A 13,167-nucleotide genomic window follows, 5' to 3' on the forward strand; every position below is an offset into this window, starting at 1 on the left:
TGTTCGCTGGAGGGGCTCTAGACCGGGCGTTTCCGGGGAGCGCTTTTGCACCGGCTTGGGTATTTTCACCCCGCGCTCGCGGTACAAAGGGGCAGGGTCGATAACGCGAATTGACTGATTGGTCATGACTGGACTGGCGGATTTCGGCAAAATCGGTCTTTCGACTAAACCTGCCCGGGTTTTTTCAGTCGTAGATTCCATGGGGGCCGCTTACGGCTCACCGTTTCACCAGGCGTCGCGGTCCGGGCGCTCGGTCGTATCAGGAGCTCTGTGCAATGACGCGCACTCGTAAAATTCTCGCCTGGACCTTCGCCAGCCTCGTTGTCTTGCTGGCGGTGTTGGTGCTGGTCATCGTGTTTTTTGACTGGAACCGGATCAAACCGCCCCTCAATGCCAAAGTCTCGGAAGAGCTGCACCGGGCGTTTGCCATCAACGGCAATCTGTCGGTGGTCTGGCAGCGTGAGCCCGATGAAGGGGGCTGGCGTGCGTGGGTGCCGTGGCCGCATGTGGTGGCGGAGGACTTGAGCCTGGGCAACCCGGACTGGTCCAAGGCGCCGCAGATGGTCACCCTCAAGCGCGTCGAATTGCGCATTTCGCCGTTGGCGCTGTTGGCGCAGCGAGTGGTGATTCCGCGCATCGACCTCACCGAACCGAACGCCAGCCTGCAACGCCTGGCTGACGGGCGCGCCAACTGGACCTTCAAGTTCGATCCCAAGGACCCGAGCGCCGAACCGTCGAATTGGGTGGTCGACATCGGCGCGATCGGTTTCGACAAGGGCCATGTCACCCTCGACGATCAAAACCTCAAGACCCGGCTCGATGTGCTTATCGATCCGCTGGGTAAACCGATTCCCTTCAGCGACATCGTCGGTGTCAAAGCGACGAAGACCGCGCAGGCGCAAGGCGCGGTCCCGCAGGACTATGCGTTCGCCCTCAAGGTCAACGGCCAGTATCACGGCGAGAAACTCGCGGGGCAGGGCAAGATCGGCGGATTGTTGGCCTTGCAGGATTCCACCCGACCGTTTCCGCTTCAGGCGCAGGTGAAGGTGGCGGACTCGAGCATTGAGTTGGCCGGCACCCTGACCGATCCGATGAACCTTGGCGCCCTGGATCTGCGCTTGAAACTCGCCGGTACCAGCCTGGGCAATCTCTATCCGTTGACCGGCATCACCCTGCCGGACACGCCGCCCTACGCCACCGACGGTCACCTGATTGGCAAGCTGCATGAACCCGGCGGCGCGGTGTATCGCTATGAAGACTTCAACGGCAAGATCGGCGACAGCGATATTCACGGCAATCTGACCTACGTTGCCAGCAAACCCCGACCGAAGCTCAGCGGCGCGCTGCTGTCCAATCAAGTGTTGTTTACCGACCTCGCCCCGCTGATCGGTGCCGATTCCAATGCCGAGCAAAAGGCCCGGGGTGGCGACAGCAAGCAACCGACCGATAAAGTGCTGCCGGTCGAAGAATTCAAAACCGATCGCTGGCGCGACATGGACGCCGATGTGGAATTCACCGGCAAGCGCATCGTCCACAGCGAAAAACTGCCGTTCAACGATCTCTACACACACCTGGTACTGACCGACGGCGTGCTCAGCCTTGAGCCGCTGCGCTTTGGTGTCGCTGGCGGGAATCTCGATGCGCAGATTCGCCTGAACGGTCGTACCGACCCGCTGGAAGGCCGGGCAAAACTCACCGCGCGCGGGTTCAAGCTCAAGCAACTGTTCCCGACCTTTGAACCGATGAAAACCAGCTTCGGCGAGCTCAATGGCGATGCCGATATCACCGGGCGTGGCAACTCGGTGGCCAAACTGCTGGGCAGCGCCAATGGCAACCTGAAGATGCTGATCAACGATGGCGCCATCAGTCGCGAACTGATGGAGCTGGCGGGTCTGAACGTCGGCAATTACGTGGTCGGCAAGATCTTTGGTGACAAGGAAGTGAAGATCAACTGCGCGGCGGCCGATTTCGGCATCGAGTCCGGCTTGGCGACTGTCCGTCTGTTCGTCTTCGATACCGAGAACGCCATTGTCTACATCGATGGCACGGCGAACATGGCAACCGAGCAACTGGACCTGACCGTCACCCCGGAATCCAAGGGTTGGCGTTTGATTTCCTTGCGCTCGCCGCTGTATGTGCGAGGCAAGTTCATCAAGCCAGATGCCGGGGTCAAAGCCGTGCCGTTGATGCTGCGCGGCGCGGGGATGGTTGCGCTGGGCGTGATCGCCGCACCGGCGGCGGGTTTGCTCGCACTGGTGGCACCGAGCGGCGGGGAGCCGAGTCAGTGCGCACCGTTGCTGGAGCAGATGAAGGCGGGCAATGTGCCGAAGACGGTTAAACACTGATCCGCGTCCGTTAGCAGTGTTCAAGCGCCGCCGGTTTAAAATCAGGGGCGCTTGAACGGCTTGTGAGGCGGGGTCTTGAAGTCACTGCTGGGGGGGTTGGATGTGCAGTATTTCAGTTTCGATTTTGCGACCCAGTTTCTTCAGGACTTCACTTCGGACATCGTTGTAATGACGAGCATCCAGTGCGCTGCATACCATCCAGACATTGGTCTTGCGGTCGGTGATGGCATTCAGAACAGGCAGGTTGAGGATGTTCGTTGCAAGCGCCTCGGCCGTTTCGAATGTCATTTGTAGGGTAACCACGGTTTTATCGTTGCGAACAATCGTCAGCAGTGCCGCGCTTGAAGCCGTGTTTGCTTTTGCGTTTTTCTGAAGTTTTTCAACGATTTCCTTGTACGCTGTGGAGTCATTGGATAGCGCCGCAATTTGAGAGAAAGCGTTGGCGAGTTCTTTTCGATTGTCTTGTGACAAAGCACTCCCGACGCTTTCATCTATCACATCAAAAAGGCTGCTATTGATAAATTCAATACGCTGCGAGGAACGGCTGTTGAGTATCCAGCCAACTTTTTTAAGTGTGTCTGTGTAAGTTGGCAAGGAAGCGATGCGATCATTGCTCTGTTGTTCGGCTACCAATTCAGCGAGTAGGCTGGACGCTAAAATATCTTTTTTAAAATTGTCGGTATGTGATCCGACAAAAATCGTTATGTTGCCGCTAACAAGATAGCTATCAAATGCGCTAGTTTTCATGATGTGTGCCGTGTGAGGTTGAGTGAGTTGTTTTTAATCGACTGTTTTATTGCCGATTAAAATTAGAAGTCGCCAAAGTCGGGAAGGTCTTCAATGAATTTTTTTCCCGCCTCACTGTACTTGCTGTACAAATTATCCCGCAGACCGGAAAAGACTTTGCTGTCCAGGTAAGTACGCACGGCGCCGGTTTTTATAGTGGTGGACTGACGGGTCGATTTCCAGAACAGGATGCCGCGAGTGCTCTCCCTTGCATCCAGTGAAATACAGTTAAGGATCATGTTCGGATTTCCGCTGTTATCAAGCCAGACCGGGGCGATATCGAATTTTGCCTGAGCACCCAGCTTTGTATTGCGGTCGAAGATTTTAATGGCGCCAGGATTGTTCTGTACCGCATCCACGGCTATTTTCGCGACATTGGCGAGCACCGCGGCAGCGTTAGGGCCAATTAGCCCAGCCGCCACTTCCAGTGCAACCTGATCCATTGTCAGTCCCACCCTTCTGATGGTGACTTCTTGGATGTCTTTACTTTGAATGACCCAGCCCAGTTTGCTCAGACCATTGACGTAATACTTGTACCATTCGAAAAGCTGCGCATCTTCGGGGAATTTTTGGGTGGCCGCGTTTTGCATGATTAATTTGCTGAGATTTACGTCATCGATGATCTGTTGCGGGACGCCGGGCATGAAAGCGTCAATTGTGTCAGGCATGACACTGGCGGTCGGCTTGTTGATGTCGTGTTCGGAGTCGGCCGCGAATACCCGAATTGTAGGCGTCGCGCTCTGCGTCAAGATAGGCAGCGATGGTAGGGAATCAAGAAACTCAAGTCGTTGTTCGAGTAGCATATAAGTAATCCTTTACTTGTTTGTTAAATCGGCCGGTTGGCCGTGTTGGTAGATTAAGTTTATTTAATTTAAAGTCTAGTTTGAGTTTGTAACTGTTGATTTTGTTTTATGTTTTGTCTGCGGTTTTTAATGTAAGTAGTTCAATAAAGTTTAATTCCCGTCAACGCAACGCATGTCCTGACATCATCGCCTCCTCACCCAGCCACGCAAAAAACGCCCGAACCGGCGGATGCCGTTCGCGCCCCGGCACACACAGGGCGCTGTATCCCGCGCCGTCGACCTGCACCTCTCCCCGATAAGCGACCAGCAACCCGCTGGCCACACTTTCCGAAACAAGAATATTGCTCGCCAGCACCAGACCTTGCCCTGCAATCGCTGCTTGCAGGGAGTAATGCTCTTCATCGTATTCGCGCACGGCGGGCTGGCCCGTCAGCCAGGTTTCGCCGGAGCGCGCGCACCAGGCCTCCCAGCCGTGGGCATAGAGTTTCGAATTGTGCCAACGCACGCTGATCAACGTCGGTGTGCGACGGCTCGCCAAGGCGACCTGTTCCGGTGAGCCGTACACGCCGAAGAACTCATCGAACAGGCACAAGCCATACAGGTTCGGATAATCGTCGAGGCTGTAGCGCACAACCAGATCGACGCTGGCGTCCTGATGCAGATCGATGACTTCGCAGTGGGTGTCCAGGCGGATATTGATCGTCGGATGCTGCGCATAAAAGCGGCCCAGCCGTGGCACCAGCCAAAGCGCGGCGAAGGCGGCGGTGGTGGAGATCGTCAGGTTCGCGCCATTGCGCTGCGGGCGCAGGGTGTCGATGCTTTGCGCCACGTCGAGAAATGCACCGTGCAGGCTGTGGAACAGTCGTTCGCCGCACTCGGTCAGGCGTACCTGGCGGGGCAAACGTTCGAACAGCGGCACGCCGAGCCAGGTCTCCAGTGAGCGAATCTGGTGGGACACCGCTGTCGGTGTCACTGACAGTTCTTCGGCGGCGGCCTTGAAACTCAGCAGGCGTGAGGCGGACTCGAAGGCGCGCAGGGCCGTCAACGGCAGCGAGGCAAACATTTGAAACTCCATGGGTGAAATGAATTCACCCTGACTGATTTTTGCTCATTTGAAGTGGGGCAGCCGCGAGCTTCAAGCTGCAAGCCACAAGCCGTTCGAGTTTAGACCTGAGGAGATTCAGATGAGTAGAATTCTTGCTGTTCATGCCAGTCCACGAGGTGAACGGTCGCATTCGCGGCGTTTGGCGGAAGTGTTTTTGTCCGCGTGGCAGGCTCGGTACCCAGAGTCGAAACTGACCCGCCGCGAAGTCGGTCGGGTGTTGATACCACCGGTCAATGAAGCGTTTGTGGCCGCCGCGTTCTATCCCGAACCCGAGGCACGACCGTTGACGATGCAGGCGGATCTGGCGCTCAGCGACCAACTCGTCGACGAATTGCTCGGCCACGATTTGCTGGTGATTTCCACGCCGATGCACAACTTCAGCGTGCCCAGTGGCCTCAAGGCCTGGATCGATCAGATTGTTCGCGTAGGGCTGACGTTCAATCACACGCTGGACAATGGCGTGGCGCAGTACGAACCGCTGGTGCAAGGCAAAAAAGCGCTGATCATCACCAGTCGCGGCGGTTTCGGGTTTGGCCCGGGTGGTGAGCTGGAAGCCTTGAATCATGCCGATACGTTGTTGCGCACGGTGCTCGGGTTCATCGGCATCACCGATGTCACCGTGGTGGCTGCCGAGGGCGAGGAGTCCGCCGAGCGCACCTTCGCAATCTCGGCGGCCGAGGCCGAACAGCGCCTGCTGGCGTTGGTCAGGGAGCTCTAGATGGCCTGGCTGTTTTTGCTGGTCGCCGCCGGGTTCGAAGTGACTTTCGCCATGGGCATGAAGTACGCCGAAGGCTTCACCCGGCTCTGGCCGTCGCTGATCACTGTGGCGGCCGCCGTGGGCGGGATTTACTTCCTGACCCTGGCCATGCGCGAGTTACCGGTGAGTATCGCGTACCCGATCTGGACCGCCATCGGTTCGCTGGGCACGGTGTTTCTCGGTTTCGCGCTGCTGGGCGAGAGCTTGACCGCGGTCAAGCTGGTGTCGGTCGGGCTGATCGTGGCAGGCGTGGTGGGGCTGAAGTAGGGCGGATGTCATAGACTGGTCGTCGAGTTGTCATCTTCGCTGGTGATGCTTGGCGGATGTCTTGCATCCTGCCTTGCGTCATCTCACCGATCACAAGGACGTCCGCCCATGTCGCAAGGTTCTGCCCCGCGCTATCCGTTGGTGCTGGTCCCGGGAATGCTCGGGTTTATTCGTCTGGTGTTGTATCCGTACTGGTACGGGATCGTCGAGGCGTTGCGCCGTGGCGGTGCGGTGGTGTTCGCGGTGCAGGTTTCACCGCTCAATTCCAGTGAAGTACGTGGCGAGCAATTGATGGCGCGAATCGAAGAGATTCTGCGGGAAACCGGCGCCGCCAAGGTCAACCTGATCGGCCACAGCCAAGGCTCACTGACCGCTCGCTATGCGGCGGCCAAGCGCCCGGACCTGGTCGCCTCGGTCACTTCGGTGGCGGGGCCGAATCACGGTTCGGAACTTGCCGATTATCTGCACCGACACTATCCCCATGACAGCGTCTGCGGCCGGCTGCTGACCTTTCTATTGCACATGGTCAACGCGTTGATGTGCCTGCTGGAAACCGGCTATCGCGGGCCGAAGCTGCCGGTGGATATCCATGCCTCCCATCATTCCCTCACCACCGAAGGTGTGGCGCTGTTCAATCAACGATATCCACAGGGCCTGCCCGAAACCTGGGGCGGGCACGGGCCGGAGGAGGTGAACGGCGTGCGTTATTACTCCTGGTCCGGCACGTTGCAACCGGGCATTACCGACCGTGGACGCAATCTGCTGGACGGCACCAATCGCAGTTGCCGGTTGTTCGCCAAAACCTTCGTGCGCGAAGCCGGGCATTGCGACGGTATGGTCGGACGCTACAGCTCGCACCTCGGCACGGTGATTGGCGATGAGTATCCGCTGGATCACTTCGACATCGTCAATCAGTCGTTGGGGTTGGTGGGGAAGGGGGCTGAGCCGATTCGGTTGTTTGTCGAGCATGCGGCGCGGCTGAGTGCGGCGGGTCTTTAGACCGCCCTGTGGCGAGGGAGCTTGCTCCCGCTGGGCTGCGCAGCAGCCCCTATTCAATTGATGGCGACCGCTGCGCGGTCGAACGGGAGCAAGCTCCCTCACCACAATTAATCAGCGGCGGCTCAACACCGTCGTCCAGCGCTCGGAAAGAATCACCCCGCCCAACGTCAGCATCCCGCCCACCAAGTGATACATCGCCAACTGCTCATGCAGCACCACCGCCGCAATCAGCGCGGTGATCAACGGCAGCAGATTGAAAAACAGCGTGGTCCGGCTCGGTCCCAAACGCACCACGGCCTGCATCCACGCCCAGGGAGCGACCATCGAAGCCAACAGGCAGGCGTAAAGCACCAGTGGAATGTTATGCAGCGTCGGGCCGACTTTTTCCGAGGCGAGGAACAGCGGGAACAGCACCACTACGGCCACCAGTATCTGCAAGTACAGCAACACCAGCGGCGGCAGTTTCAGCTGCCATTTTTTCAGCAAGGTGCTGTAGATCGCATAAGCGAGTGTGGCAATCAGCATCATTGCGTCGCCCAGGTTCACGCCGTGTTCCAGCAGTGTGCCGAGGCTGCCGGACGACACCACCACCAGTACTCCGGCGAACGACAGTACCGCACCGGCCAAGGCGCCGAGGGTCAGGCGTTGACCGAGGCTGATGATCGCCATGGCCAACGACATCAGCGGCATCAGCGACAGGATGATGCCCATGTTGGTGGCGGAAGTCAGGGCGGCGGCGAAGTACGCCAGGCTTTGGTAGACGGCCATGCCGAGCACACCGAGGACAAAGATCTTGCCCAGGTTCGCGCGGATCTTCGGCCAATGGCTGAGCACTGGTTTAAGCATGAAAGGCGTGAACAGCAACCCGGCCAGCAGCCAGCGGTAGAAACCGATTTCGGCGGGGAAAATCGCCCCGGCCGACATTTTGGTGATCACGGTGTTGCCAGCCCAGATAAAAATGGCCAGCAGGGGATAAGCGTATTGCATCGGGGAAAACCAGAACGTTAATGAGGGGCAATTATCCCTTGTCTGGATACAAGCCTATACTTCAATCCAGACAACCCATCCCTGATTCCGGACAGCATGACCAGTAAACACATCGACTTGCTGGATTTCAGCGAATTGCCGGCCCCGGTGTACTTCCGTTACGCCGACTTCAACACCCACGAATACGCCGCGCCACACCGGCACCCTTGGGGCACGCTCGAGTATTCGGCCAATGGGGTCTTGCACATGCAGATCGGCAGCAGCCGTTTCATGTCGCCCCCGCAATACGCGGTGTGGGTGCCGCCTGAGACCGAGCACAGTTTCTACAGCAACCAGCCGATCAACTACCGCGCCGTCTGTCTCGCGCCGCCGTTGTGCCATGAGTTGCCGCAACAGGCCTGCACGTTGGCCATCAGCGATATTCTCAAGGCCATCCTCAAGGACTTCGCCGCGCGGGACGTGAAAATCCCCGAACAGGCGGCGGATAAACGTCTGGCTCAGGTGCTGGTGGATCAACTACAGCAGGCGCCGGTACATGAGTGCTATTTGCCCTACGCCAGCAGTTCCGGACTGTTCGCCATCCTTGAGGCGCTCCAGGCCGAACCTGGGGATAACCGGCCGTTGTCGGAATGGGCGGCGCGCATCCATGTCAGCGAGCGCACATTGGCGCGACAGTTTGTGCGGGAGTTGGGCATGAGTTTCGGTGAGTGGCGCCAACGTCTGCGGTTTCTCGCGGCCATCGAGTCCTTGGACAGCCAGCGCAGTATCCAGGAAATCGCTTTCGACATGGGCTACAGCACCGGCTCAGCATTCATCGCGATGTTCCAGCGTCAGGCCGGATGCACGCCGGAGCAATATCGACGCAGCCACCTGGAGAACAGGAAGGTGTGACGGGTGTTGTCTACACTCCAGTGCAAGGCCGTGTCTGTCGGTGCGGCAACAAGGAGAAATCTCCATGAAGATATTGCGTGCCCCGTTGTTGATCGTCGGTTTGCTGCTGTGCTCCCAGGGCTTCGCCGCCAACACGGCCCAACAGGAGAAGATGACCACCTGCAATGCCGACGCTACGGCCAAAAGCCTCAAGGGCGATGAGCGCAAAGCCTTCATGAGTAACTGTCTGAAAGCGGCCCCGGCGGCCAACGAGGCGGGAACAGCCTTGACGCCTCAGCAAGAGAAAATGAAAAACTGCAACGTGAACGCCACGGCCAAACTTCTCAAGGGCGATGAGCGCAAGGCGTTCATGAGTAATTGCCTGAAGCGGTAAAAAGGCTCAAGGATAGTGGCAGCTGTGCTGGCCTCATCGCTAGCCGGCGAGCTCCCACAATGTCCGGTGTTGTAGGAGCAAGCTTGCTCGCGATGAGGCCGGTTGAGGCACTACAAAGCTTTAACCCTCGACCAAGGTCGCCCCACACAATCCCTAGTGCTCACACCGGATCGCTGGCAGACTGCCAATCCTTTTACGCCGTTCGTTTTTGAGGCTGTATGCCAACGTTTTCTCAACGTCAAGTTTTGCTGGTTATCAGCTGGATCATTATTTTTGGTGGTTTGTTGTTGGTGCTGCCGTTGCGCCTGTTGCCCAGCCTGCTGGCCGGATTGCTGGTCTTCGAGCTGGTCAACATGCTCACCCCGCAACTGCAACGGCTGATCGAAGGCCGACGCGCGCGCTGGCTGGCGGTGGCCTTGCTGGGGACCCTGATTGTCAGCGTGCTGTCGCTGATCTTTGCCGGTGCCTTCAGCTTCCTGCTGCACGAGGCGGAAAACCCCGGCGCTTCCCTCGACAAGTTCATGGGAGTGGTCGACCGCGCGCGCGGGCAACTGCCGCCGTTCATCGACGCCTACCTGCCGGCCAGTGCCGCGGAGTTCCGCGTAGCGATTGGCGAGTGGGTCAGCAAGCACCTCAGCGATTTGCAACTGGTGGGCAAGGACGCGGCGCACATGTTCGTGACCTTGCTGATCGGCATGGTGCTCGGTGCGATCATTGCCTTGCAGCGTGTGCCGGACCTGACCAAGCGCAAACCGCTGGCGGCGGCGCTGTTCGAACGTCTGCACCTGCTGGTCCAGGCGTTTCGCAACATCGTGTTTGCGCAGATCAAGATTTCCCTGCTCAACACCGTATTCACCGGGATTTTCCTGGCGGTGATCCTGCCGATGTTCGGCATCAAGCTGCCACTGACCAAAACCCTGATCGTCCTGACGTTCCTGCTCGGCCTGTTGCCGGTGATCGGCAACCTGATGTCGAACACCCTGATCACCATCGTCGGCCTGTCGCTGTCGATCTGGGTGGCGGTGGCGGCCCTGGGTTACCTGATCGTTATCCACAAGCTCGAATACTTCCTCAACGCGCGCATCGTCGGCGGGCAGATCAGTGCCAAGTCGTGGGAGTTGCTGTTGGCGATGCTGGTGTTCGAGGCCGCGTTCGGCCTGCCGGGGGTGGTGGCGGGGCCGATTTACTACGCGTACCTGAAGAGTGAGTTGAAGCAGGTGGGGATGGTCTGACGGCAGCCACAAGCTTCAAGCTTCAAGCTGCAAGTAAAAGCCAAGAGCAAGCGCCGCCCTGCTTTTACTTGAAGCTTGCAGCTAGAGGCTTGCAGCTGCTCCTCAGCCGTATCGCTTGGCCGCTTCAATCGCCAAGCCACTGCCGATACTGCCAAAAATGTTCCCTTCCACATGCCGCGCCTTCGGCAGCATCGCCGAAACACTGTTGCGCAGCGCCGGAATCCCGCTCGAACCGCCGGTGAAGAACACCGTGTCCACCTGATCAACCCGCACGTCGGCGTCCGCCAGCAGTTGGGTGACACTGTTGCGCACGCGCTCGAGCAGGTTGTCGATGGCCGACTCGAACAGTGCACGGCTCAGGTCCACGCTAAGGCCCGCTTCAATGCGGTCCAGTGGCACGTGGCGGCTTTCGGCGTGGGTCAGCTGGATCTTGGTTTCTTCCACTTCCATCGCCAGCCAGTGCCCGGCGCGCTGGTCGATCAGCTTGAACAGGCGATCGATGCCGCCAGTGTCTTCGATGTCGTAGCGCATGCTGCCCAGGGCCAGCTGGGATTTCTGCGAGTACACCGAGTTGATGGTGTGCCAGGTCGCCAGGTTCATGTGATGACTGGTCGGCATGTAGGCGCCGCTCTTCATGCGGCTGCCGTAGCCGAACAGCGGCATCAGGCCTTGCAGGCTGAGCTGTTTGTCGAAGTCGGTTCCGCCGATGTGCACACCACCGGTCGCGAGGATGTCCTCGTGGCGGTTATCCACACCCCGACGCTCCGGCGACAGGCGCACCAGCGAGAAGTCAGAGGTACCACCGCCGATGTCGACGATCAGCACCAGCTCTTCTTTCTCGATGGTCGACTCGTAGTCGAACGCGGCGGCAATCGGTTCGTACTGGAACGAGACTTCCTTGAAGCCGATCTTGCGAGCCACGTCCACCAGAGTGTCTTCGGCTTCTTTGTCGGCCATCGGGTCATCGTCGACAAAGAACACCGGACGGCCCAGCACCACTTCTTCGAATTCCCGACCGGCGGCGGCTTCGGCGCGATTCTTGAGCTGGCCGATGAACAGCCCGAGCAGGTCCTTGAACGGCATCGCCGTGCCGAGGACGCTGGTGTCGTGCTTGATCAGCTTGGAACCCAGCAGGCTCTTGAGCGAGCGCATCAGGCGGCCTTCGTAGCCTTCCAGGTACTCGTGCAGGGCCAGTCGGCCGTATACCGGGCGGCGCTCTTCGATATTGAAGAAGACCACCGACGGCAGGGTGATCTTGTCGTCCTCCAGCGCGATCAGCGTTTCCACGCCGGGGCGCAGCCAGCCGACAGTAGAGTTGGACGTGCCAAAGTCGATACCCAAGGCACGGGCTGGAGATGCGTTGTTCATGTCTTTCAGGTTCCGGTTAAAAAACGGCCGCGCAGTGTATGTCAGTGCGCGACAGATTCGAAGGCCGGTTATCTGCTAAATCTCGCCTGATGATCCTTGAAAGACGACCGTTCACCCCCAAACTACCCTGCATCAACCGGTCAGCCGCTGGGCAGTCGCAAGAAGCCCCGTCTGCTGCCGATAAATTTTTGCTGCGCCGCCCGGTCACTACACTGAGATCGGTCAACCTCAAGGCTGCAAACAAGCGCATGCTGCGACGGTGGCGCGATTTTGATAACGGATGGTGATTCCCGCGATGGACTTCAAAGACTATTACAAGATTCTCGGTGTGGAACCGACCGCCGACGACAAGGCGATCAAGGCCGCCTATCGCAAGCTGGCGCGCAAGTACCACCCCGACGTCAGCAAGGAAAAGGACGCCGAGTCCAAGTTCAAGGACGCATCGGAAGCCTATGAAGCGCTGAAAAGCGCCGACAAGCGCGCCGAATACGACGACCTGCGCCGCTATGGCCAGCATGGCCAACCGTTCCAGGGACCACCGGGCTGGCAGAGCCGTGGCGGTTTCGGTGGCGGTGGCCAGGACACGGGCGATTTCTCGGACTTCTTCAGTTCGATCTTCGGTAACCGTGGGCCTGGTTTTGGTGGCGAACAGCCACGTCGCAGCACCGGACGTCGAGGACAGGACGTGGAAATGGAACTTGGGGTTTTTCTCGAAGAAACACTGTCGACCGAATCGAAGAAGGTCACGTTCCAGGTGCCGCAATACAATGCGGCCGGCCAGCATGTGAGCAACACCAGCAAAAGCCTGAACGTGAAGATCCCGGCCGGTGTGGCCGATGGCGAGCGTATTCGCCTCAAGGGGCAGGGCGCGCCGGGTGTCGGTGGCGGCGCCAATGGCGACCTGTACCTGACGATCCGTTTTGCGCCGCACCCGAAATTCGACGTCGAAGGCGAGAACCTGATCATCACCTTGCCGCTGGCACCGTGGGAGCTGGCGCTGGGCGCTGAAGTCGCCGTGCCGACCCTGACCGGCAAGATCAACCTCAAGGTCCCGGCCGGCAGCCAGAACGGCCAGCGCATGCGCGCCAAGGGCCATGGCTTGATGAACAAGGCCGGTGAGCGTGGTTACCTGTTCGTGCAGCTGAAGGCGGTCATGCCGAAGAAATCGGACGACGACATCAAGGCCCTGTGGCAGGAACTGGCGAAAAAAGCCGCGTTCGATCCGCGTGAGAACTTTTGATCCCATAGAACCAA

At 58.8% G+C, this 13,167-nt stretch carries 13 protein-coding genes; 8 read left to right on the forward strand and 5 right to left on the reverse strand.

What is annotated here, in order from left to right; translation table 11 throughout:
* The first annotated feature begins 275 nt into the window (after positions 1-275).
* On the forward strand, positions 276-2,345 hold the full coding sequence (locus CKW15_RS14260; protein ID WP_095152268.1) for an AsmA family protein: 2,070 nt from the start codon (positions 276-278) through the stop codon (positions 2,343-2,345).
* An 81-nt stretch (positions 2,346-2,426) separates the two neighbouring features.
* On the opposite strand, the gene CKW15_RS14265 is transcribed toward CKW15_RS14260, so the two are convergent.
* The 3 genes from CKW15_RS14265 to CKW15_RS14275 all read right to left on the reverse strand — a co-directional run bounded on the left by CKW15_RS14265 (position 2,427) and on the right by CKW15_RS14275 (position 5,009).
* The gene (locus tag CKW15_RS14265; RefSeq protein ID WP_095152269.1) at positions 2,427-3,092 is read right to left on the reverse strand and encodes a hypothetical protein; all 666 of its coding nucleotides are present in this window, start codon (positions 3,090-3,092) and stop codon (positions 2,427-2,429) included.
* Positions 3,093-3,154: 62 nt separating this feature from the next.
* Positions 3,155-3,934 (reverse strand): hypothetical protein, encoded by a 780-nt coding sequence (locus CKW15_RS14270; protein ID WP_095152270.1) that lies wholly within the window; start codon positions 3,932-3,934, stop codon positions 3,155-3,157.
* A 160-nt stretch (positions 3,935-4,094) separates the two neighbouring features.
* The gene (locus CKW15_RS14275; protein ID WP_177450580.1) at positions 4,095-5,009 is read right to left on the reverse strand and encodes a LysR substrate-binding domain-containing protein; all 915 of its coding nucleotides are present in this window, start codon (positions 5,007-5,009) and stop codon (positions 4,095-4,097) included.
* A gap of 109 nt (positions 5,010-5,118) precedes the next feature.
* Between CKW15_RS14275 and CKW15_RS14280 the strand changes: the two genes are divergently transcribed.
* From CKW15_RS14280 to CKW15_RS14290, 3 genes are all read left to right on the forward strand, one after another.
* Entirely contained in the window at positions 5,119-5,757 is a 639-nt protein-coding gene (locus tag CKW15_RS14280; RefSeq protein ID WP_095152272.1) for an FMN-dependent NADH-azoreductase, read from the forward strand.
* Positions 5,758-6,063, forward strand: coding sequence for a multidrug efflux SMR transporter (locus CKW15_RS14285; RefSeq protein ID WP_095056325.1), 306 nt, complete (start codon positions 5,758-5,760; stop codon positions 6,061-6,063).
* A 108-nt stretch (positions 6,064-6,171) separates the two neighbouring features.
* Positions 6,172-7,062: a triacylglycerol lipase gene (locus CKW15_RS14290; RefSeq protein WP_095152273.1), complete on the forward strand. Its 891-nt coding sequence runs from the start codon at positions 6,172-6,174 to the stop codon at positions 7,060-7,062.
* Positions 7,063-7,173: 111 nt separating this feature from the next.
* Here CKW15_RS14290 and CKW15_RS14295 read toward each other — a convergent pair whose 3' ends face one another.
* A complete protein-coding gene (locus tag CKW15_RS14295) occupies positions 7,174-8,049 on the reverse strand; it encodes a DMT family transporter (protein ID WP_095056323.1) in 876 nt (291 codons plus the stop codon).
* Between the two features lie 96 nt (positions 8,050-8,145).
* On the opposite strand from CKW15_RS14295, the gene CKW15_RS14300 reads away from it, so the two are divergent.
* From CKW15_RS14300 to CKW15_RS14310, 3 genes are all read left to right on the forward strand, one after another.
* Entirely contained in the window at positions 8,146-8,940 is a 795-nt protein-coding gene (locus CKW15_RS14300; RefSeq protein ID WP_095152274.1) for a helix-turn-helix transcriptional regulator, read from the forward strand.
* A gap of 64 nt (positions 8,941-9,004) precedes the next feature.
* Positions 9,005-9,313: a PsiF family protein gene (locus CKW15_RS14305; protein WP_095152275.1), complete on the forward strand. Its 309-nt coding sequence runs from the start codon at positions 9,005-9,007 to the stop codon at positions 9,311-9,313.
* Positions 9,314-9,531: 218 nt separating this feature from the next.
* Positions 9,532-10,545 (forward strand): AI-2E family transporter, encoded by a 1,014-nt coding sequence (locus CKW15_RS14310; protein ID WP_095056320.1) that lies wholly within the window; start codon positions 9,532-9,534, stop codon positions 10,543-10,545.
* 102 nt (positions 10,546-10,647) lie between these two features.
* On the opposite strand, the gene CKW15_RS14315 is transcribed toward CKW15_RS14310, so the two are convergent.
* Positions 10,648-11,913, reverse strand: a complete 1,266-nt coding sequence (locus CKW15_RS14315; RefSeq protein ID WP_095152276.1) for an Hsp70 family protein — start codon at positions 11,911-11,913, stop codon at positions 10,648-10,650.
* A gap of 295 nt (positions 11,914-12,208) precedes the next feature.
* Between CKW15_RS14315 and CKW15_RS14320 the strand changes: the two genes are divergently transcribed.
* On the forward strand, positions 12,209-13,153 hold the full coding sequence (locus CKW15_RS14320; RefSeq protein ID WP_095152277.1) for a DnaJ C-terminal domain-containing protein: 945 nt from the start codon (positions 12,209-12,211) through the stop codon (positions 13,151-13,153).
* The last annotated feature ends 14 nt before the right edge of the window (positions 13,154-13,167 follow it).

Origin of the sequence: Pseudomonas sp. Irchel s3b5 (assembly GCF_900187435.1) — a bacterium.
Taxonomy (GTDB): domain Bacteria; phylum Pseudomonadota; class Gammaproteobacteria; order Pseudomonadales; family Pseudomonadaceae; genus Aquipseudomonas.